Raw genomic sequence first — 22,843 nt, 5'->3', positions numbered from 1 at the left:
TTAATGGTCGTGATTGCAATCCGGGCCGTGAACGTGGTCCTCGTCGTCACCGATTTCCGCCGGTTCCATTTCCAGTTGCAGACTTACCAGATTAGTCGCCAGTGGGCGCAACAGCAGGTTAGCGTATTCGGCGTCACCTTCTTCGACGTCCACGCCGATCAGCAACTGGCCACGGCCGTCCTGTTGGATCCACAGCTCTTTGCCTTGCCACATGACCGCGACGCGGGTGCAGGACGTTTCCAGTTGCGTGCCGTCGGTGTCTTCAAGGATCAGCTGCAGGGTATCGCTCATGTTTTTACGCTCTCGGTTGAGATAAAGCGGCGCGTTGTCGTGCACAACAACGCGCCGTCGATCAATTGATCTGGAATGGATAAACCGCGCCCAGTTTAAGGATTTGCGTCAGTTCATCCAGTGCCGTCCGGCACTCAAGCAGCAATTGCGGGTCCGCCAGATCGTTTTCGGTCATGCGGTCGCGGTAGTGCTTGTCGACCCATTCGGTCAACGTGCCGTACAACGGTGCGGTCATGATAACCCCTGGATTGACCGCCGCCAGTTCGGTTTCGTTGAGCGCGACGCGCAGTCGCAGGCAAGCCGGGCCTCCGCCGTTCTGCATGCTCTGCTTGAGATCGAAGACTTTAACTTCACGGATCAGGCCGCCGGAGCTGGTCAAACCCTGCAGGTAGTGCCAGACGCGCTCGTTGCCACGGCATTCTTCCGGCACGATCAACAGCATGGAGCCGTCAGGACGCGACAGCAGCTGGCTATTGAACAGGTAGGAGCGAACCGCGTCTTCGACGGTTACTGCGGAACGCGGTACGCAGACAGACTGAAATTTCCCACCGACTTTGGCGAGTTTGCTCTGCAACTCAGCGAGCATCTGCTCAGTCTCGAGGAACGCGTCCTCGTGATAGAACAACACCTCACCATTACCCACCGCGATCACGTCGTTGTGGAAAACGCCCTGATCGATTACCGAAGGGTTTTGTTGGGCGTAGACCACGCCGTCATCGCTCAAGCCGTGCAAACGGGCAACGGCCTGGGACGCTTCGAGGGTCTGGCGCGCAGGGTATTTCTGCGGGGCCGGGTAGCGAGTGTCGAACGCGCTACGACCGAAGACGAAGAATTCAACGCCGGCTTCGCCGTATTCACGGCAGAAACGTGTGTGGTTGGCCGCGCCTTCGTCGCCGAATTGCGCCACAGCCGGCAACGCAGCGTGGTGGGCGAAGTGCTTCTGGTCGGCAAACATTGCACCCAGCACGCGGCTGGTGGTCGGGTGTTCGATGCTGCGGTGGTATTTGCAGTTCAGGTTGGCGGCGGTGAAATGCACGCGACCGTCCGCGGTGTCTGCACTTGGGCTGACGGTGGCGGCATTGGCTACCCACATGCTCGATGCCGAGCAACTGGCGACCAGCAGGGGCATGGCTTCTTTGGCGGCGCGCTCGATCACTTGAGCGTCGGTGCCGCTGAAGCCCAGGCGACGCAGTGCGGCCACGTCCGGGCGCTCTTGTGGTGCCAGCACGCCTTGTTGAAAGCCCATGTCGGTCAGCGCTTTCATTTTCGCCAGGCCTTGCAGCGCAGCTTCCTTCGGATTGGAAGACTGCTGGCTGTTGCTCTGGGATGCGACGTTGCCGTAGGACAGGCCGCCGTAGTTATGGGTCGGCCCCACTAGACCGTCAAAATTGACTTCATAGGATTTCATCAGCGAGGCTCCACGAGAATCTGTTTTTTATAGGCATCAGTAACAAAGGATTGGCGGCTGCTTCGCGGCCGATCGCTGGCAGGCCAGCTCCTACGGGTTCAGCGGTGTTCACATATTTTGTGTTCGACGCAGGACCTGTGGGAGCTGGCTTGCCAGCGATGGACATCACGCCATCTTCACGCCAGGCGTCAGGCTGGCAGGCATCACCAGGCTCGGTGTTTCCAGCGAGGCCACCGGGTACGCGCAGTAGTCGGCTGCGTAGTAAGCGCTGGCGCGATGGTTGCCCGAGGCGCCGACCCCGCCGAATGGTGCGCTGCTCGCGGCGCCGGTCAATTGCTTGTTCCAGTTGACGATACCGGCGCGGCTTTCCAGCCAGAATTGCTGGTAGCGCGCTTCGGAATCCGAGAGCAGACCGGCTGCCAAGCCATAAGCGGTGTCGTTGGCTTCAGCGATCGCCGCTTCAAAATCAGCGTAGCGGATCACTTGCAGCAGCGGGCCGAACAGCTCTTCGTCCGGGCGATCGGCCACCGCCGTCACGTCCAGAATGCCGGGGGTCAGCAACGCGGCCTGCGCCTGAGGCTGAGTCATTTCCAACAGCGCCACGGCGCCATTGGCCAACAGATGTTCTTGAGCTTCCATCAGCGCTTTCGACGCGCCGAGGGAAATGACCGAGCCCATGAAAGGCGCCGGTTGCTGGTCGAAAGCGCCGACTTCAATTGTCGAGCTGACCGCCACCAGGCGCTCCAGCAACGTGTCGCCCCAGGCTCCTTGCGGCACCAGCAAGCGGCGCGCGCAAGTGCAGCGCTGACCGGCAGAAATGAATGCCGACTGAATAATGGTGTAAACAGCCGCATCAAGATCAGCGACCTGATCGACCACCAGCGGGTTGTTGCCGCCCATCTCCAGCGCGAGGATCTTGTCCGGGCGACCGGCGAATTGTTGATGCAAGTGATTGCCGGTGCGGCTGGAGCCAGTGAAGAACAGACCGTCTATGCCTGGATTCGCCGCCAGGGCGATACCCGTTTCACGCGCGCCTTGTAGCAGGTTCAGCACGCCAGCCGGCAGACCGGCTTCGATCCAGCACTTGACCGTCAGCTCGGCGACTTTCGGTGTCAGTTCGCTTGGCTTGAACAGCACACTGTTACCGGCCAGCAACGCCGGGACGATGTGACCGTTAGGCAGGTGACCCGGGAAGTTGTAAGGACCGAACACCGCGACCACGCCATGTGGCTTGTGGCGCAAAACGGCGGTGGCGTCGCCCAGCGGGCCGCTCTTCTCGCCGGTGCGTTCACGGTAGCTCTGCACCGAGATCGCAATTTTGTTGACCATGCTGGTGACTTCAGTTACCGACTCCCACAGGGGTTTGCCGGTTTCCTCACCGATGGTGCGAGCCAGTTCGTCAGCGTTATTTTTCAATGCAGCGGCGAAGGCTTCCAGCACCGAGATACGCTCTTCCAGCGTGCGACGAGCCCAGTCCGGAAACGCCTGACGCGCCGCTTGCACGGCCGATTCAACTTGTGCGGCGGTGGCACTTTCGCCGGACCACAGCACTTGCTGGGTCACCGGGTTCAGCGACTCGAAGACTTCGCCCTGACCGGCCAGCCATTCACCTGCAATGTATAGCGACTTCATTATTTCGACTCCCGTGCAGCGGACAACGGAACGGCGCGCACTTGATCGCCGGCGTTGAGTTGAAGACGTTTGGCGGTCAGCGGATCGACCACCAGCGTGCCGGCGGCGAAGCGTGCCGGTGCCGCGGTGATCCGGCAGTCTTCGCGCTTGCGGTTGTGAATGATGAACGGCGTGGCATCGTCACCCGGCGTGCCGATGGCCAGCACCAGCGCCTGGCTGTCGCGCACGGCGCGGATCTTGCCGGTTTCGCATTCGATGGCCGGGCCCGCGTCGAAGATGTCGACGTAGCCCTGATAGCTGAAACCTTCGCTCTTGAGCATCGACAGCGCGGGCTCGGTGTCCGGGTGGACCTGACCGATCACGTTGCGCGCATCCGGGGACAGGAAGCAGGTGTACAGCGGGAATTTCGGCATCAGCTCGGCGATGAACGCCTTGTTGCCCACGCCGGTCAGGTAATCGGCCTGGCTGAATTCCATTTTGAAAAAGTGTCGACCCAGACTTTCCCAGAACGGCGAGCGCCCGGCCTCGTCGGAGACACCGCGCATCTCGGCGATGATTTTGTTGCCGAACAATTGCGGGAATTCGGCGATGAACAGCATCCGCGCCTTGGACAGCATGCGGCCGTTCAGACCACTGCGGTAATCGGCATGGAGGAACAGCGAGCACAGTTCGGAGTTGCCGGTCAGGTCGTTGGCCAGGAATAGCGTCGGGATTTCGCGATAGATGTTCAGCTCTTGCGAAGCGCTGACCGTCAAACCGACGCGGAAGTTGTACCAGGGTTCACGCAAGCCAACAGCGCCAGCGATGGCGGAAATGCCCACCACGCGGCCATCGTCATCTTCGAGTACGAACAGATAGTCCGCGTCGCCCCGCCCGGCTTCGCCGCGAAAAGTTTTCTCGGCCCAGCCGACCCGATGGGCCAGCCGTTCTTCGTTGGCCGGCAAAGTGGTCAGGCCGGTGCCGGTGCTACGGGCCAGGTCGATCAGAGCGGGTAAATCGCTGCTGCGTACGGGACGAACGATCATGCTATCTCCTCAAACGGGCCGCTAACGCCACCCGTGAAACTCGCTGCTTTACTAAGCATTCACTCTTTATAGGCATAGCAGCAGGCGTTAAACCGCCACCAGGCGCACGCTGGCACCTTCACCGACGCCCAGGGCTTCGGCCGCTTCCATATCCAGGGTCACGGGTTTGCCCGGCGCGTAATCCAGTTCGAGCAATACCGCGCGGTAATCCTGCAACTGGGCGTTGGCCACCAGGTACTGACGACCGGCGCCTTTGACCGGCTCACCGATTTTCACTGGCACTACGCGGCTCTGGGCAATCGAACGGATCCCCGAGACGCGGGCGTGCAAGGTTGGACCGCCGTCGAAGATGTCGATGTAGTGATCAGTCTCGAAGCCTTCGCGCATCAGGATGTCGAAGGTGATCTGCGCCCGAGGATGGACCTGGCCCATCGCTTCTTGCGCCGAGTCCGGCAGCAACGGCACGTAGATCGGGTAATGCGGCATCAGCTCGGCGAGGAAAGTCCGGCTCTTCAGACCGCACAAACGCTCGGCTTCAGCGTAGTTGAGGTCGAAGAAGTTGCGGCCGATGGCGTCCCAGAACGGTGAGTCGCCATTTTCGTCGCTGTAACCGACGATTTCGGTCACCACGGAATCGGCGAAGCGCTCCGGGTGGCTGGCGACGAACAGCAAACGGCCACGGGAGTTGAGTTCCGACCAAGGCGAACCCACCAACTCGCGCTGCACGTAAAAACTGGTCAGCAAGCTGTTGCCGGTCAGGTCGTGGCACTGCGAGAGCACGTGGATCTTGTTGTGGATCTTCAACTCGCGGGAAGCGTGAACGAAAGTTTCGTTACGGAAGCTGTAGAACGGCTCGGAATAACCGGCCGACGCCACGATCGCCGAGCAACCGGCAAGTTTGCCGGTGGCGGTGTCTTCGAGGACGAAGAAATAGCTTTCCTCTCCATTGAAGCTGACTTCGGCGGCGAACGAGGCTTCGCTCGCGGCGATCTTGTCGCTCAGGCGCTCAACGTCATCCGGCAAGGAAGTGACACCAATCGGGCTGTCCGCAGCCAGACGCTGTACCTCGCCCAGATCAGCCATTTGCGCGGGGCGCATCACCAGCATGGTGTCACTCCTTAATCAAGAACAGGTCGACCCGTTTGGTCGACAGGGAAAAAATACCGGGTTCACCGTGAAACACCTTTGTAGGAGCCGGCTTGCTGGCGATGGCGGCCGATTGATCGCCGCGAAGCTTTCAGGCCTCATCGCCGGCATGCCGGCTCCTACAGGGGTGGTGCGTCAGGACGAGTCCGGTAAAAAAATTGGGATCGACGCCTGAAAGGTCAGGCGCCGAAAGGTCTATCAGGCTTGGGTCAGCTTAGCTGCAGCGCGTTCGAAGCGGTCCAGGCCGGCATCGATATCGGCGTCTTCCACCACCAGGCTCGGGGCGAAACGCACCACGTCCGGGCCGGCTTGCAGGACCATCAGGCCTTCATGCTCGGCGGCGTTGAAGATGTCCTTGGCCTTGCCTTTCCAGGCATCGCTCAACACGCAACCAATCAACAGGCCCATGCCACGAACCTGAGTGAAAAGGCCGTACTTCTCGCCAATCTGCTCAAGGCGCGCCTTGAACTTGTCGTGCTTGGCGTTGACGCCGGCCAGCACTTCAGGGGTGTTGATCACGTCGATCACCGCTTCAGCGACAGCGCACGCCAGCGGGTTGCCGCCATACGTGGTGCCGTGGGTGCCGACGACCAGGTGTTTGGCCAGGTCTTCGGTGGTCAGCATGGCTGCGATCGGGAAACCACCGCCCAGGCTCTTGGCGCTGGTCAGGATGTCCGGGATCACGCCGTAATGCTGGTAGGCGAACAGATGGCCGGTACGGCCCATGCCAGTTTGCACTTCGTCGAAAATCAGCAGCGCGTTGTTCGCGGTGCAGAGATCGCGGGCACCTTGCAGGTATTCAAGTTCAGCCGGAATTACACCGCTCTCGCCCTGGATCGGCTCTAGGACCACAGCGCAGGTCTTGTCGGAAATGGCGGCTTTCAGCGCGGCCAGATCGTTGTACGGCACGTGAGTGATACCGGTGATTTTCGGACCGAACCCGTCGGAGTACTTCGACTGGCCACCGACGTTCACGGTGAACAGGGTACGGCCGTGGAAGCTGTTGAGCGCGGCGATGATTTCGTACTTCTCGCTGCCGAAACGGTCGAAACCGACACGACGGGCCAGCTTGAAAGCGGCCTCGTTGGCTTCGGCGCCGGAGTTGCAGAAGAACGCGCGGTCGGCAAACGTGGCGTCGATCAGCTTATGGGCCAGGCGCAGGGCCGGCTCATTGGTGAACACGTTGGACACGTGCCACAGCTTGTTCGCTTGCTCGGTCAAGGCACCCACCAGCGCCGGGTGCGCATGGCCCAATACGTTGACGGCGATCCCGCCGGCGAAGTCGATCAGCTCGCGGCCGGACTGGTCCCAAACGCGGGAACCGGCACCACGCACAGGAATGAATGCGGCAGGCGCATAGTTGGGAACCATTACCTGGTCGAAATCGGCGCGTTGTACCGCAGCGTGCTCAACGGACATCGGAGTCTCCTGAAAAGGAACACTCGCCTGAAACTGGCGAGCTTGGTGAGGATTGTAAGGACAGTTTTCAGCCCGGCCTTGCCGCCAAGCGACAACTTCTTATAGCGCAAACCCCGGTTTTTTCCGGGTTTACGGCAATGCGACATATAGGGTCGCAAAGGCGCAGTTTAACTGGCGCAGAGCGTTTGCGGCAGGCTTGCTCCGTTGTAACCCATGGCATTTCGACGAGTGCGGTAAATATGTACCGCACGTTATCCGTGCTCGCGGGGTTTCCTAAGGCCTAATCAAACCTCAATGGCCACCGTTACCGCATGAATACCGAAACCACCGACCTCGCTTCCGATGCTTTCAGGCCGGACGCTCACTTTCAGCACCTCATCAACGTGATCCCGTCCTGGCTGCATCAGGCAACGCCCCAACGTCGTGAGGCACTGCGCAATAGCAGGCCAGGCATGCCGTCCGGACTCAAGGACGCGCCGCCCCATCAGCATGCGCAATTGGGCAAACTCATCGCCAGACAGGTGACCAGCCAGAATCAGGTCGATCAGATGATGGCAAAACTGCAGAGCCCTGCCGAGTTCGCCCAATCGTTGCTCGAACCGGCACTCAAGACTCGGTTCGGCCTGAAACTGGACGCTCACAAAACCTTCCTTCACCTGTACATCCCGGATCACATCCCATGGCTACGGTTGAAGTCCGGGGCTGCGCGCATCTGGACGGTGTCGCTGGTCGATGCCGCGCTGCACAACTTTGAAAGCGGCGAAACCAAAGCAGACGCCTTCGAGCCGGCCTCGACTTACATCACGCCTCCCTCGGCCAGCGGGCAATTCGATACAGTGCCGCAGATTCTGGACAAGATGCCCATCACGGCATTCACAAGTCTCTGCCGCGAGCTGGATATTGGCCAGCGCTATAAAGAGTATCTGGAGGACAATCTTGGCATCAGCAATCCGGTGGCCGCGGCCTTACTGAAGTCGAAAATCCACGACAGCCAGAAAGCCGCACTGACCGCAGCCCTGCACATGGCGCACATGCAAAAACTGCTGGGCAGTGACGTGCACCGACTGATACTTGGCCTGATCGACAACCTGCCGAATTTGCGATTGCGCGGTCAATCCTGGGGCTACCATGAATTGACCGTCATGAACGTCCCCCTGACTGGCATCGTGATGTTTTCACCGGACCTGGAGCGGGCGACGGAAGTGGCCAGGGTGGTGGCCTACATTCCTGACGACCCCGAACATCCGATCAAGGAATACCCGTCGTCCGCTGCATTCGCAGAGGACCTTGGCCGGCGTTTGCGTACACCTGAATACCAACAGTTCATCAGTCGCTTCATCAATCATGAGGACCTTGGTCGCTTCTTCGCACAGTTGAACAACGAGCTTTCGTCCATTACCTGGCAGCCTGTTCCGCCGGGCGATCCACGGCCGACCTGGAGGGAACAGCCCAACGAACGTCCCGATCTGCGCATTGTGGCAACGCCGGTCAAAGGCCAATTACTGACCCACTTCTTTCAAAGCAGGCTTAACAAGATCCTCAACGATGCGCGCGTCATTGCGGTGTCCACCGCAACTGTCGACCAAAAAGCCCGTTGGGCGTTGTGGGATTCCTTCACGGAAGTCGCCTCGTTCGTGTTGAACATCGCCGCCTTCATTGCACTGCCATTCGTGCCATTCCTCGGAGAACTGATGCTGGGCTATATGGCTTATCAGCTACTCGACGAAACCTTCGAAAGCTTAGTCGATTGGGCCGAGGGCCACGCCACCGAGGCCTTCGCGCATTTCATGGGGGCGGTTGAATCTGCTGTGCAACTCGGCACCTTTGCAGTGGGTGGCGTAGTCGCGGCGGGAGAGTTCCGCGCCATCCTGCCCAAGGAAGTTGTGCAGTTCATCGATCGGTTCAATTCGGTGAAGCGACCCAATGGCGATACCCGCTACTGGAAACCCGATCTGACTGCCTACGAGCAGCCCACCTCGCTCCCGGCTGGCTCGAAACCGGATTCACTCGGGCTGCACCGGCATCAAGGCAAAACCCTGTTGCCACTGGAAGGCAAACACTACGCCGTCAGCGAGGACTCTGTGACCGGCGAGCATCGCATCGACCATCCCTCTCTTTCTGAAGCCTACAAGCCTCAGCTCAAACATAACCGCGCCGGCGCCTGGCAAACCGAGCTCGACCAACCGCTGACCTGGGACCATCCCACCGTATTGCGACGAATCGGACCAGACATGCAGCGCTTTTCCGAAAGCGAGCGCGAACGAATCCTCGCCATCAGCGGTTGCCGCGAAGATGTCCTGCGCAAGATGCATGTAAATGGCGGACAAATACCGCCGCTGTTGGCCGACACGCTGATACGCTTCAAGATCGACCAAGACATTCAAACGTTTATTCAGCAAATCGGCAGCGAGACGCCGGAAAATTACCTCAAGGCCGATCCGCTGTTGCAACTGGAGCTGCTCAACGAAAACGGCTATTGGCCGCCAAATAAAGGGCTGCGATTGACCGATGGATCAGCACAAACACTTTGGCAAAGTCCCGCCCCCGATGTGCCGGTTCAACAAATCGATGTCACCAGACTCAGCAACGGCGACCTGCTCAAAACCTTTCTGCTGGCCCTCTCGGATACCGAAATAAAAACCCTGATGGGCGAAGAGTTTGGCCTGCCTTCCCCTCACATCGAAAGCCGCACGCGCAGCTTGCGCCGGACACTGGAAAACATTGCCGAACGCAAGCGACAAACCCTGTTCGAGCAGCGTTATCGCAAACTCGAGCGCGGCGCACCTCCCGCGGTGCAAACCCTCATGGACGCCGAACCGGGCTTACCCATCAGCGTCGCAGAAGCACTTATGAGTACTGCGAGCGATCCAGAATTGCTACAGCTCAAACACGGAACCGTTTCCCCGCGCCTGACAGACCTCAGCCAGGAAGCCGTATTGCAAGTGCGCGTCTCCCGCGCCTACGAAGGGCTTGAGTTGCCGTCGACCACAGCCAATCTCGACTCGGATCGATTGGCCCTGCACACCCTGGAAAATTTGCCGGGCTGGACAGGACAGATGCGCCTGGAAATCCGCCACTATTCCGTTGAAGGTCGCCTGCTCGACAGCCTTGGCAGTGCGGACGCTCCGATCCGCAAGGTCCTTGTCCTCACCGAAGCGGGCGCTTACCAACCTTTCGATAGCTCCGGCGAAGCGCTCAGCGGTTCGTCCTCGTTTCACGACAGTCTTTTGCAAGCAGTGCCGGACAGTGAGCGAGCTGCACTGAACATGCATATCGGCGAAGGCGAACGCCTTAAACAATTGATTCGCCAACACACGTTGAGCCGCAATGCCTTGCGCAATTTGCTGGCTGCACAGCCCATTTACAAACCTGCCTACGATCCAACAGTGATGCGCCTGCTGGGCGGTGGTGATGGCTATCGTCTGATGCCGAAGAACACACCAACCTTGCAAGCCCGTGCTCAAACCCTGTTTCCGCATCTATCGGCCGAGGAGCTGGAAGCCTTCGTCCTGCGCCTGCAACAACACCCAAGCGGACCACGGGCAGAGTTGAGTCGGCTTATCACTGACCACCAGCGACTTGTCGAGACACTGTCGCCTTGGACCGAAGAAATCCCGTTGCTCATTCCTGAATATCACATCAGGCTCACCCCGGAGCAATTGGCCCTCCAAAAGCAAACCCGCCAGCAATTCATGATCGATTTGCTGGACTGCTGGCGACAGCAATGGACCCTTCCCGAGTCCATTCGGGATACGCTAAATTTCAGCTTCTTCCGCCCGATTATCGGCGAGCTGCCTTTGCTAAGCGCCGACTTCGGTGCGGTCACCATGGTGACGCTGGATGGCAGCAACGCCACGCGTGGCATACATGAGTTCATGCGCAATTTTTCCGGTTTGCGCACCCTCACGTTACGCAACTTCAACCTTGCCCGACTTCCCGACTTGCTCCAGTCACCGCAACTGAAGTCTTTGGTACTCAGCGATTGTTCGATCGTCCTCAGCCCCGAAGACCAAACCACACTCGCAGGACTTCACGAGCTGACGATACTGGATCTGTACAAGAATCCGCTGGGACGGGTACCAAATGTAGACAGCATGCCCAACCTGAACTACATCGACTTGTCGCATACGGGCATTACCGGTCTGCCACACGGTTTGCTAACGCGTCCGCGCCTGCGTACAGCCCTGCTTAATGACAACCTGATTGAGGAATTGCCCTCAGCGCTGTTCACCCTGCAACGCAGCACTCAAGAAGGCATCGACCTGGGCAATAACCCTCTCGTAGCAGCCAGCCGAGAACGCCTCAAGCAACACTTCCAAAACACCCATCAGGACTTCGGGATCTTCGCAGTTGAATCCGACATACGTCGCGTTCAGGCGCTGTACCCAATGATGGATCAAGAGGTCGCGAGCAGATTCGTGCACCTGCTACCCGGTACGCTGGTCGAAGGTCGAGTCGTACTGAGTCGCCTGGAAACCGAACTCGCAACCCTCGAAAACGAGCTGTCTGCCTGGACTGCCAACATCCCGGCCGTACACCCGCACACCAACCAACCGTTCGATGCCCAGCAGTTGCTGTTTGAGCACTCGACCCGGGACGAATTCAAACAGCTTGTATTGCGCTGCTGGCGTCGAGAAAGCGAACTGAATGACTTCTACGACTTGATGCAACCGACGTTTGATTTGAGCCTGGACACCTTGATTACCGGTGACCTGCCAACCCTGAGCGCAGATTTCAGCCACGTTTCGATGGTTTACATGAACAGCGAATCCGGCCTGACTACTGGCGTTACAAGATTTCTGGAGCGCTTTCCTAAACTCCAGACCATCAGCCTATGCGACTTCCGCCTGGGTGATTTGCCGGAGTCGATTTTCCGCATGGACGAGCTGACCTCAGTCAATTTTCCCGAGTGCAATATCACCCTGACCCCGCAGTCCGTCTCGGGCCTGGCTGAGATGACGCGCCTGAACTTCCTGGACTTGAGCAATAACCCGTTGGGGCTTGCACCCGATGTCAGCCAGATGAGCGATCTGGCGACATTGCAGCTGACAAACTGCGGCCTCACCGAATTGCCTTCCGGGTTATTGCAACTCAAGAGTCTGGATACCGCGGATCTCAGCAGTAACGCGATTACCCGGATACCCAGCGACATTCTGGAATTACCGATGGAAATCGCCGAGAGCATCGAACTTCGGGACAATCCGTTTTCCGAAGAAAGCCTGCAAATCCTGCTCGAATATTTCAGGCTGACCAACATCGATTTCGGTGTTCAGGCCGTGATTGAACGAGCAGAAATGGAGGTGTCGACTTCCGAGGATTCAGCCCCGGAAGATTGATCAAGCTCAGGTGTGGATCAACCGCGCTCCGGCGGCACAGATGACAACTCGAAGGGACTGCTGCTGCGCCGCTGGTTGCGATCTTCCCGCGGCGTGGCGCCGAAGAAGTTGCGGTAGGCGCTGGAGAAATGCGGCCCGGAGGAGAAGCCGCACGACAGGCCGATCTGGATGATCGACTTGCTGGTTTGCATCAACATTTGCCGGGCCTTGTTCAGGCGCAGCTCCAGGTAGTACTGGCTAGGCACGCGGTTGAGGTATTGCTTGAAGATCCGCTCCAGCTGCCGACGGGACACGCACACGTGCTGGGCGATTTCGTCAGTGGTCAGCGGCTCTTCGATATTGGCTTCCATCAGCAGCACCGCTTGGGTGAGCTTCGGATGGCTGGATCCGAGACGGTTTTGTAACGGGATGCGCTGGCGTTCGCCACCCTCGCGGATGCGTTCGACCACCAGTTCTTCAGAGACCGCGCCGGCCAGTTCTGCACCGTGATCGCGGGCCAAAACGGCCAACAGCAAATCGAGCACCGACATGCCGCCGCACGCGGTCAGGCGATCGCGATCCCAGTCGAACAGGTGGCTGGTAGCAATCACTTTCGGGAAGCGTTCGGCGAAATCGTCCTGCCAGCGCCAGTGCACGGCAGCACGATAACCGTCGAGTAAACCGAGTTGCGCCAACGGGTAGACACCGGCCGACAAACCGCCGATCACGCATCCGGCACGCACCAGTTGCTTGAGCGCACTGCTGAGCGCCGGCGCCAACGCGGTCGGTGGCTCGTCGGCGAGCAGGAACAGTTTCTGGAAGTTTTCGAGCTTGCCGGTCCAGGGTTCACCGGGCAATTGCCAGCTGCTTTCGCCCGGCGCTTCGGCCTGCAAGAACGACAGTTCGTAGACCACGTCCGGATGCACACGCTGGGCAACGCGCAAGGCCTCCTCAGCCAGCGCAAGCGTCAGTGCTTTGGTGCTGGGCCAAATCAGGAAACCAATTCGATGGGCAGTCATGGTGAGCAATCCGAAGCGAAGAACAGTGATGAAGGCATGGGCCAATGCTAGCCCGTAAATGAACGCAAATCTTCAAACCAGCACCGAACAAACCTGTAGGAGCCGGCTTGCTGGCGATAGCGGACTGTCTGTGCCAGATATGCAAGCTGACCCACTGCTATCGCCAGCAAGCCGGCTCCTACAGAGGATCGGGCCAGCTTCTAAATCGCGAAGCATGCACTATCCCGGTGCACAACGGCAGCCTTGATTACTTCAGGCTGCCCGAAAGGAATTGCTGCAGACGCTCGGATTGCGGGTTCACCAGCACTTCGCGCGGGTTGCCGCTTTCTTCGACGACACCCTTATGCAGGAACACCAACTGGTTCGACACTTCACGGGCGAAACCCATTTCGTGGGTTACCACGACCATGGTCCGGCCTTCCTGGGCCAGGGCCTGCATCACTTTCAGCACGTCGCCGACCAGCTCTGGGTCGAGGGCCGAGGTCGGTTCGTCGAACAGCATCACTTCCGGTTCCATCGCCAGCGCACGGGCAATCGCCACGCGTTGTTGTTCGCCGCCGGACATGTGGCCCGGATAAGCATCTTTACGATGGGCCACGCCGACCTTGTTCAGGTAGTGCTCGGCCTTTTCACGGGCCTCGGCCTTGGATACGCCCAGCACGTGGACCGGCGCTTCCATGATGTTTTCCAGCGCGGTCATGTGCGACCACAGGTTGAAATGCTGGAACACCATCGACAGGCGCGAACGCATGCGTTGCAACTGTTTCGGATCGGCGGCCTTCATGCCGCCGTCCTTGTTCGCCACCAGCTTCAGCTCTTCATTGTTGAGCAGGATCCTGCCCGCGTGCGGCTGCTCCAGCAGGTTGATGCAGCGCAGGAAGGTACTTTTGCCGGAGCCACTGGAGCCGATGATGCTGATCACATCGCCAGCCGCCGCTTTCAGGGACACACCCTTGAGCACTTCGTGACTGCCATAGCGTTTATGCAGGTCTTGGACTTCAAGTTTGTACATGCGGTCGGTTCTCACAAAAACAGTCAGTCAGTCGTTGAGCAAGCGCCCGTGACGCAGCGCTTCGCGCCCCGCCACCTTGGCCAGCCAGAAACCGGGTTGGGCATAACGCAGCCGCTCAATGGCAAACAGCACCCCGGACGTACCAGCACACACCGTGCTGACCCGATCCGACAACGGATCGATCACTTCAAAAATCTCGTCTCCGGCTTCAACCCATTCGCCGGGTTGACGCAGAAAACTCACCACACCGGGATGCGGCGCGAACAGCAATTCGGTGCCTTCGAACGGCAGGCCTTCGCACGCTTCCTGCGCAGGTTTTGGCCAGTCGCCATTGATCAGTCCTTGCTCGGCGAGGAACGCCAGAATGCCCTCGGCGTACGCCTCGGTCTCAGCACGACCGGTATCGGCCTGACCACCCAATTCAAGGGTAGTCGCCAGGCAAGCCAGCGAAATCTGCGCGTCCGGGAACAGACGCGACAAGCGCAACCACGGCAGCGAACAGGCTTCGTCGAACGAACTGCCGCCGGAATCTTCAGCCAGCAAACCGACCCGCACATTCAAGTGCGCAGCCAGCGAACGCCATTGCGGCCAGTGCTGCGGCAAGGCGTACATGTGCAGCGCCGCTTCGGCATCGCAATGCAGGTCCAGCACCACGTCGGCGGTGCAGGCATGGCTGAGCAAAATGCGCTGCATGCCCTGTAACTGGCTGCTGGCCGGTGGCAATGCAGCCAGATGATCAGCCATCGCCTGACGGATCAGGCGAATATTGGCGTGCGGATCATCACCGAGATGGCCATCGAGTGCTGCGGCGACAGGCGCGCTCAGCTCGACGAAATCGCGGTTGAAGTTCTTGCCACTGCCCGCCTCGAAACGTCCTTGATGGTTGCCTTGCAGCAGTTGACCGAGGCCCAGTGGATTAGCTACCGGAACCAGTTCGATCACACCGTTGAGCAAGCCTTGGGCTTCGAGTTCGGCCAAGCGCTTTTTCAGCGCCCAAGCGGTGCGCATCCCCGGCAATTCATCGGCGTGCAGGCTGGCCTGGATATAAGCCTTACGCTCGCCACTGCCGAAGCGGAACACCGAAATCTGCCGTTCGCTGCCCAGGTGGCTCCATGGCAATGAATGATCGATGCGTTCCATATCAGTGCTTCCGCGGGGCCAGGTAGCCCAGCCAGCGGCGCTCGGCCAGTTTGAACAGCTTCACCAGAATGAAGGTCAGGCACAGGTAGAACACGCCGGCGGTGATATAGGCCTCGAACGGCAGGTAGAACTGGGCGTTGACCGTGCGCGCGGCACCGGTGATGTCGATCAGCGTCACGATGGACGCCAGGCTGGTGGTCTGCAGCATCATGATCACTTCGTTGCTGTACTGCGGCAGCGCGCGGCGCAGGGCTGATGGCAGCAAGATGCGCTTGTACATCTTGAAGCGCGACATGCCCATGGCCTTGGCCGCTTCAATCTCACCGTTCGGCGTGGCGCGCAGGCTGCCGGCGATGATTTCGGCGGTGTAGGCGCTGGTGTTGATCGCGAACGCCAGGCACGCGCAGAACGTTGCGCTGGACAGCCACGGCCAGAGGAAGCTTTCGCGTACCGCTTCGAACTGCGCCAGACCGTAGTAGATCAGGAACAGCTGCACCAGCATCGGCGTGCCACGAATCACGTAGGTGTAGAGCCAGGCGGTCATGTTGACCACGGCGTTTTTCGAGACGCGCATCAGGCCCAGCGGCAACGCACACAGCAGGCCGAAGAACAGCGACAGCGCGAGCAATTTGAGGGTGGTCAGCAGGCCGCCGAAGTACAGCGGCAAGGCCTCCCAGATGACGTTGTAGTCGAAGATCATAGATCAGCCGCCCTTACGCCTACCGAGTAGCGCTTCTCAAGGTGACGCAATGCCAGCAACGACACACTGGTGATCACCAGATACATCGCCGCCACTGCGAGGAAGAAGGTGAAAGGTTCGCGGGTAGCGTCTGCCGCCTGCTTGGCCTTGAACATCATGTCTTGCAGACCCACCACCGAAATCAGCGCGGTGGCCTTGGTCAATACCAGCCAGTTGTTGGTGAAACCCGGAATCGCCAGACGAATCATCTGCGGCACCAACACCCGGAAGAACACCTGAAAACTGCTCATGCCGTAAGCCATGCCGGCTTCAGCCTGACCTTTCGGGATCGCCATGAACGCGCCACGGAAGGTTTCCGACAGGTACGCACCGAAGATGAAGCCCAAAGTGCCGATACCGGCGGCCAGCGGGTTGAGGTCGATGTAGTCGTCGTAACCGAGTATCGGTGCGACGCGGTTGAGCAGGTCCTGACCGCCGTAGAAAATCAACAGGATCAGCACCAGGTCGGGAATCCCGCGAATCACGGTGGAGTACAGGTCGCCCAGCCAGGCCAGCCAGCGCACCGGCGACAGACGCAGCGCCACGCCGATCAGGCCCAGGACAATGGCCAGCGCCATGGACGACAAGGCGAGCTGAAGCGTCAGCCAAGCGCCATCGAGGATGACAGCCCCGTAGCCTTTCAACATGATTCAGGTCCTCGAAAGTTAGGATGAAAAAATGGCGCAAACCTCAGAGATCCTGTTGCTTGCGCCATTTCGGACTTGTCGTTGCGACGTATTTACTTGCCGTAAATGTCGAAGTCGAAGTACTTGTCCTGGATTTGCTTGTACTTACCGTTCTCGCGGATGGCAGCGATCGCGGTGTTGATCTTGTCTTTCAGCGCGTCACCCTTGCGAACCGCGATACCCACGCCGTCGCCGAAGTATTTGACGTCGGTGAATGCCGGGCCAACGAAGGCGAAGCCTTTGCCGGCGTCGGTTTTCAGGAAGCCGTCATTCAACAGGGTAGCGTCTGCCACGGTGCCGTCGAGGCGACCGGCGGAGACGTCGAGGTAGATTTCGTTCTGCGAACCGTACGGTTTGATCTCGGCACCCAGCGGGGCCAGGACTTCGCGGGCGAACCGCTCGTGGATCGAACCACGCTGCACGCCGATGTTCTTGCCCTTGAGCTCGGTCAGGCCTTCGCTGACCTGAGTGCCTTCCTTCATGACGAGGCGGGCCGGGGTGTTGTAGTACTTGTTGGTGAAGTCCACGGATTTCTTGCGGTCTTCAGTGATCGACATGGACGACAGGATCGCGTCGATCTTGCGCACTTTGAGTGCCGGGATCAGGCCGTCGAATTCTTGCTCGACCCACACGCACTTGACCTTCATCTCTTCGCACAGGGCGTTGCCGATGTCGTAGTCGAAACCAACGATGCTGCCGTCCGGCGCTTTGGACGCGAACGGAGGGTAAGCCGCCTCGATACCAATTTTCAGAGGCTTTTCATCGGCGAAGGTTGGCAGGGACAGCACGGACAGTGCCAGGGCGCCAAGCAGCACGAGTTTCTTCATCTTGGGACTCCATCGGTAAAGGGCTGAAACGGCAGAGTGAGCGATAGCCCAATATGCGAATGAGTGGAACCGGAAAGCGTTGCTGCGTCCTACATTGCGCGTGCGCATTTTCAACACAGGCAACGACGAGCGAGTGATCGGCATTCTAACGACAGGCCCGAAGCCGATATTTCTTCAATGCGACAACTAGTTACAGATGCACCGAGAAAGCCGTTTGGGCACGTTGACAGCCCTGCAAAATAATGCAAAGGCAAAAGACAGTGAACCGATCTTAGCTGCAAATTGCGGGCCTATTATTGGCAAAGCCTTCTAATCCGGCAAGCGCAGCGTTGGGTCTTATTTTTCGCGGATGGTCTTGAGGCCCTGAATCGGTGCTTTGCGTTTCCCTATGCCCCGGATCGATGCGATGCGGTTACACATTCAGTAACTTGAAAGATCGTGGGTAACAGTAGGAACGTTCCGAGAGTGGAGGCCGATAATTATTGGCCGGTGCTTAAGTGGTGTCTGATACACCGCTATCGCGGGCAAGCCCGCTCCCACAATTTTTTGTGGCGTAACTCAGATCGCGCGCACACCGAAAATCCTTGTAGGAGCTGGCTTGCCAGCGATGAGGCCATCCCAGCCAACACAAGACCCTCAGTCACAAAAAAGCCCCGCCAGGCTCAACACCTGACGGGGCTTTCTGTGACTCAGAGTCGGCGCTTACGCCACATTCATCGTCTTGTGCGTATCAATCAAATGCTGCACCACACCCGGATCGGCCAAGGTGGAGATATCACCCAACCCATCGTACTCGGCTGTAGCAATCTTGCGCAGGATACGGCGCATGATCTTGCCCGAACGGGTTTTCGGCAGGCCCGGCGCCCACTGAATCACATCCGGCGAGGCAATCGGACCAATCTCCTTGCGCACCCAGTTTTTCAGTTCCAGGCGCAGTTGCTCGCTCGGCTCTTCACCGTTTTTCAGCGTGACGTAGACATAGATGCCCTGCCCCTTGATGTCATGCGGCACACCGACCACCGCTGCTTCGGCGACTTTCGGGTGGGCGACCATCGCGCTTTCGATCTCGGCAGTACCCATGCGGTGGCCGGACACGTTGAGCACGTCGTCCACGCGACCGGTGATCCAGTAGTAACCATCGGCGTCGCGACGCGCGCCGTCACCGGTGAAGTACATGCCACGAAAGGTCTTGAAGTAGGTGTCGACGAAGCGGTCGTGGTCGCCGTACAGGGTACGTGCCTGGCCTGGCCACGAATCGAGAATCACCAGGTTGCCCTCGGCCTCGCCCTCGATGATGTTGCCCAGGTTGTCTACCAACGCTGGCACCACGCCGAAGAACGGACGGGCGGCAGAACCCGGCTTGAGCGCGTGAGCGCCCGGCAGAGGGCTCATCATGTTGCCGCCGGTTTCGGTCTGCCACCAGGTATCGACGATCGGGCAACGGGACTTGCCGACATTCTTGTAGTACCAATCCCACGCTTCCGGGTTGATCGGTTCGCCGACCGAACCGAGCAAGCGCAGGCTGCTGCCATCAGCGCCTTCAACAGCGGCAGTGCCCGCCGCCATCATCGCGCGGATCGCGGTTGGTGCGGTGTAGAGGATGTTGACCTTGTGCTTGTCGACGATCTTCGCCACACGGGTGATGTCCGGGTAGTTCGGCACGCCTTCGAACAGCAGCGTTGTCGCACCGTTCGCCAGAGGGCCGTAGACGATGTAGCTATGGCCGGTGACCCAGCCGACGTCGGCGGTGCACCAGTAGATTTCGCCGGGACGGTAGTCAAACACGCGCTCGTGGGTCATGGCCGCGTACAACAGGTAGCCGCCAGTGGTGTGTTGCACGCCCTTCGGCTTGCCGGTGGAGCCCGAGGTGTAAAGGATGAACAGTGCTTCTTCAGCGCCCATCTCTTTCGGCGCACACACGGTGCCCGCCACTTTCATCAGGTCCTCGAACCAGATGTCGCGATGCTGGTTCCACTTGATGTCGCCACCTGTGCGCTTGCACACGATGACTTTCTGGATGCTGCTGGTTTCCGGGTTGGTCAGGGCGTCGTCGACGTTGGCCTTGAGCGGGATCTTTTTGCCGGCACGAACGCCTTCATCGGCGGTAATCACCACTTTCGACTTGCAGTCGATGATGCGGCCAGCCAAGGCTTCTGGCGAGAAACCGCCGAACACCACCGAGTGAATCGCGCCGATCCGGGTACAGGCCAGCATAGCGACCACGGCTTCGGGGATCATCGGCATATAGATAGTTACTACGTCGCCGCGATGCACATCCTGGCCACGCAGGGCGTTAGCGAACTTGCAGACTTGTTCGTGCAACTCGCGGTAGGTGATGTTGCGGCTTTCGGCAGGGTCGTCGCCTTCCCAGATGATCGCGACTTGATCGCCGCGCTCGGCCAGATGACGATCGAGGCAGTTGTAGGAAACGTTCAGGGTGCCGTCGGCGAACCATTTGATGTCGACATGGTGATCGTCGAAGGAAGTCTGCTTCACCGTGGTGAAAGGCTTGATCCAGTCGAGGCGCTTGGCTTGCTCGCGCCAGAAGCCGTCCGGGTTGACGACCGACTGCTGGTACATGGCCTTGTAGGTCGCCTCGTCAGTCAGCGTATTGGCCAGAACCTCGGGACGAACGGGATACAGGGAAGCCGCACTCATCTTTCTTACCTCGGTGGAATAGTTGTTTTTGTATGACCACGTTGTAGCCGTGCTGGGCCAATAGAACCATTCGACGATGGTAGTAACAAGGCCCTACAAGTGTCGTGGATAAGTAATCCAGCGATTTCCTGTCGCCCCACACCCCGTAGGATCTGGCTTGCCAGCGATGACGCCCCACCCGACGCAGCGCGTCGCCAATATCGCCAGCTAGCCGACTCCTACAAGTGGTTTTCAATGATTGTTACGAAAACTGTCAAAGGTGTTTATCAAAAGCACGCCTATATGAATGTAACCCCCACGCCTAAAATTCGCTCCGCCAACCCGGCAACCTGAGTTAACCAAGTTACAGCCCCCACGAAGGCAGTTAACCCAAATCCAAGTAGTTAGATCCACACGCAACCCCACAAAGGTTGCGTGACCCCATTCGACCTAAAAAAGGTAAATTTCAGATGAAAGCTTTATTGGTTCTGGCCCTCAGCAGTCTGTGCGCAACCGCCATGGCAGACGAGGTTCAGACTGATGTCGCGCAGCAACAACCGGCTATCGAGGAATACACTTACTCGATGCACCTGGACATCGCCAAAGTTATCGCCCTGAGCGAAGTTCCCAATGTCTGTGAAGTTGTCCCGGCGAAAATGGAATACGACGACTCTAAAGGTCAGCGGCATATCCTGCGTTACAGCGTCATGGGCAACGGCTGCTCCAGCGACTGATGGTGACTGCACCGAATCGGATCAATTCAGCGGATGGCTGAAGGTCGATTCCAGCCCGATTCCGGTCGGGCTCAGTTGTGTCTTGAGTCGTCGAAAAGCGTTCCGAAACACAAGATGTAGTGAAAAAAGCCTTTTTTTGATTGTTTTTTGAGCAAAACCGATTTCAAGCATTTTTTGCGAAAAAAAATCTGCACCCGCCAAAGCCCTGTAAACCCTCGCTCCGACCGAAAAACCTGCCCTTTCGACCGCCCCATGCGCGGATTCGCCCCACCACGCCCGTGAAAATTTCCCTATAATGCCGCCTTAAACGGGCCTGCAATATCCCCTTACAGGGATGAATAGCCAGTCTGAAGCCCCGCAGCAGCATTCGATGCTGATTGCGCCCATCAGAGGCTCTCGGAACCCCGTACAAAATTCTGTTTTATTGCCTGCCTTGGCTGGTGCAAAAAACGATTCCTTTAGATCCAACGCGGCCAGTACAGCCGTGTGAAATACCAACCAATCAATTTCACACGGGCAATCTGGCCCTCACGCAGGAGACGACACGTCATGCTGAGCTGGGACGAATTCGACAAAGAAGACACGGAAGTAGCAGTCAAGAGCGCTAACGCTGGCCACGCCACCGAAGCCAACATGGACCGTCTCGACAGCGCTGGCGGTGCCGCCGCCCTCGAAGCCCGCGCCGTAACCGCCGCTGACTCCGCTGCCGTTGCCCGCGCCAAAGCTGCCCTGGATTCCCTCGACGTCGCCGAAGGCCTCGCCGAACTCGAAGGCGCCTCCGCCCGTGTCGCCGTTGACGAAAAGCGCATGATCAACTGCCGCGCCGACCTCAACCAACTCGTACCCTTCAAGTACGACTGGGCCTGGCAGAAGTACCTGGACGGTTGCGCAAACCACTGGATGCCGCAAGAAGTCAACATGACCGCCGACATCGCCCTCTGGAAAAACCCGGAAGGCCTGACCGACGACGAGCGCCGCATCGTAATGCGCAACCTCGGCTTCTTCTCCACCGCCGACTCCCTGGTTGCCAACAACCTGGTCTTGGCCGTGTACCGCCTGATCACCAACCCGGAATGCCGCCAGTACATCCTGCGCCAAGCGTTCGAAGAGGCGATCCACACCCACGCCTACCAGTACTGCATCGAATCGCTGGCCATGGATGAAGGCGAGATCTTCAACATGTACCACGAGATCCCATCGGTCGCGAAAAAAGCCACCTGGGGCCTGAAATACACCCGCTCGATCTCCGATCCGAAGTTCGAAACCGGCACCGTCGAAACCGACAAAGAACTGCTGCGCAACCTGATCGCCTACTACTGCGTTCTGGAAGGCATCTTCTTCTACTGCGGCTTCACCCAAATCCTCTCCATGGGCCGCCGCAACAAAATGACCGGCGTCGCCGAGCAGTTCCAATACATCCTGCGCGACGAATCCATGCACCTGAACTTCGGCATCGACGTGATCAACCAGATCAAAATCGAAAACCCGCACCTGTGGGATGCCGAGATGAAGGAAGAAGCGACCCAGATGATTCTGCAGGGTACTCAGCTGGAGATCGAATACGCACGTGACACCATGCCTCGCGGCGTACTGGGCATGAACGCGGCGATGATGGAGGACTACCTCAAGTTCATCGCTAACCGTCGTTTGAGCCAGATTGGTCTGAAGGAAGAGTATCCAGGGACGACTAACCCGTTCCCTTGGATGAGCGAGATTATGGACTTGAAGAAGGAGAAGAACTTCTTTGAGACTCGGGTTATTGAGTATCAGACTGGTGGGGCTTTGAGCTGGGATTGATCCTTGGATTTGCTAG

16 protein-coding genes are annotated in these 22,843 nt (G+C 58.8%); 3 read left to right on the top strand and 13 right to left on the bottom strand.

All coding sequences use genetic code 11. From position 1 onward, the window contains the following. From ABVN21_RS01830 to ABVN21_RS01805, 6 genes are all read right to left on the bottom strand, one after another. A complete protein-coding gene (locus ABVN21_RS01830) occupies window positions 1–291 on the bottom strand; it encodes a hypothetical protein (RefSeq protein ID WP_034151456.1) in 291 nt (96 codons plus the stop codon). Between the two features lie 61 nt (window positions 292–352). Next, on the bottom strand, window positions 353–1,699 hold the full coding sequence (gene astB, locus ABVN21_RS01825; protein WP_339555528.1) for an N-succinylarginine dihydrolase: 1,347 nt from the start codon (window positions 1,697–1,699) through the stop codon (window positions 353–355). A gap of 165 nt (window positions 1,700–1,864) precedes the next feature. Further along, window positions 1,865–3,334, bottom strand: coding sequence for a succinylglutamate-semialdehyde dehydrogenase (gene astD / locus ABVN21_RS01820; protein WP_339555593.1), 1,470 nt, complete (start codon window positions 3,332–3,334; stop codon window positions 1,865–1,867). Beyond that, window positions 3,331–4,356 carry an arginine N-succinyltransferase gene (astA, locus tag ABVN21_RS01815; protein ID WP_339555527.1) on the bottom strand — a complete coding sequence of 342 codons (1,026 nt, stop codon included), beginning with the start codon at window positions 4,354–4,356 and terminating at the stop codon, window positions 3,331–3,333. The genes astD and astA overlap by 4 nt, the downstream gene beginning before the upstream one ends. 87 nt (window positions 4,357–4,443) lie before the next feature. Beyond that, window positions 4,444–5,463, bottom strand: a complete 1,020-nt coding sequence (gene aruF, locus ABVN21_RS01810) for an arginine/ornithine succinyltransferase subunit alpha (protein ID WP_339555526.1) — start codon at window positions 5,461–5,463, stop codon at window positions 4,444–4,446. Between the two features lie 237 nt (window positions 5,464–5,700). Beyond that, complete coding sequence (locus ABVN21_RS01805; protein ID WP_339555525.1) at window positions 5,701–6,921, bottom strand: aspartate aminotransferase family protein; 1,221 nt, start codon at window positions 6,919–6,921, stop codon at window positions 5,701–5,703. 311 nt (window positions 6,922–7,232) lie between these two features. On the opposite strand from ABVN21_RS01805, the gene ABVN21_RS01800 reads away from it, so the two are divergent. Beyond that, entirely contained in the window at window positions 7,233–12,257 is a 5,025-nt protein-coding gene (locus tag ABVN21_RS01800) for a DUF6543 domain-containing protein (RefSeq protein WP_339555524.1), read from the top strand. A gap of 17 nt (window positions 12,258–12,274) precedes the next feature. Here the strand turns inward: ABVN21_RS01800 and argR are convergent, their stop codons facing one another. The 7 genes from argR to acs all read right to left on the bottom strand — a co-directional run bounded on the left by argR (window position 12,275) and on the right by acs (window position 20,317). Further along, on the bottom strand, window positions 12,275–13,255 hold the full coding sequence (argR, locus tag ABVN21_RS01795; RefSeq protein ID WP_339555523.1) for a transcriptional regulator ArgR: 981 nt from the start codon (window positions 13,253–13,255) through the stop codon (window positions 12,275–12,277). A gap of 247 nt (window positions 13,256–13,502) precedes the next feature. Next, window positions 13,503–14,267 carry an ATP-binding cassette domain-containing protein gene (locus tag ABVN21_RS01790; RefSeq protein WP_339555522.1) on the bottom strand — a complete coding sequence of 255 codons (765 nt, stop codon included), beginning with the start codon at window positions 14,265–14,267 and terminating at the stop codon, window positions 13,503–13,505. A gap of 27 nt (window positions 14,268–14,294) precedes the next feature. Further along, window positions 14,295–15,407 (bottom strand): M14 family metallopeptidase, encoded by a 1,113-nt coding sequence (locus ABVN21_RS01785; RefSeq protein ID WP_339555521.1) that lies wholly within the window; start codon window positions 15,405–15,407, stop codon window positions 14,295–14,297. Between the two features lies 1 nt (window position 15,408). Next, window positions 15,409–16,107, bottom strand: coding sequence for an ABC transporter permease (locus ABVN21_RS01780; protein WP_218441626.1), 699 nt, complete (start codon window positions 16,105–16,107; stop codon window positions 15,409–15,411). Continuing rightward, entirely contained in the window at window positions 16,104–16,793 is a 690-nt protein-coding gene (locus tag ABVN21_RS01775) for an ABC transporter permease (protein ID WP_339555520.1), read from the bottom strand. The genes ABVN21_RS01780 and ABVN21_RS01775 overlap by 4 nt, the downstream gene beginning before the upstream one ends. A 92-nt stretch (window positions 16,794–16,885) precedes the next feature. Further along, window positions 16,886–17,659, bottom strand: a complete 774-nt coding sequence (locus tag ABVN21_RS01770; RefSeq protein WP_339555519.1) for an ABC transporter substrate-binding protein — start codon at window positions 17,657–17,659, stop codon at window positions 16,886–16,888. 702 nt (window positions 17,660–18,361) lie between these two features. Further along, window positions 18,362–20,317: an acetate--CoA ligase gene (gene acs / locus ABVN21_RS01765; protein WP_339555518.1), complete on the bottom strand. Its 1,956-nt coding sequence runs from the start codon at window positions 20,315–20,317 to the stop codon at window positions 18,362–18,364. Between the two features lie 449 nt (window positions 20,318–20,766). Between acs and ABVN21_RS01760 the strand changes: the two genes are divergently transcribed. Beyond that, window positions 20,767–21,030, top strand: coding sequence for a DUF2790 domain-containing protein (locus ABVN21_RS01760; protein WP_339555517.1), 264 nt, complete (start codon window positions 20,767–20,769; stop codon window positions 21,028–21,030). A gap of 549 nt (window positions 21,031–21,579) precedes the next feature. Then, window positions 21,580–22,827, top strand: coding sequence for a ribonucleotide-diphosphate reductase subunit beta (locus tag ABVN21_RS01755; RefSeq protein ID WP_075945352.1), 1,248 nt, complete (start codon window positions 21,580–21,582; stop codon window positions 22,825–22,827). Window positions 22,828–22,843: the final 16 nt, after the last annotated feature.

The organism is Pseudomonas sp. MYb327 (assembly GCF_040438925.1).
Classification (GTDB): Bacteria; Pseudomonadota; Gammaproteobacteria; order Pseudomonadales; family Pseudomonadaceae; genus Aquipseudomonas.
The sequence above is the reverse complement of the archived record's forward strand: the minus strand, read 5'-3'. Positions and strand labels throughout refer to the sequence as shown.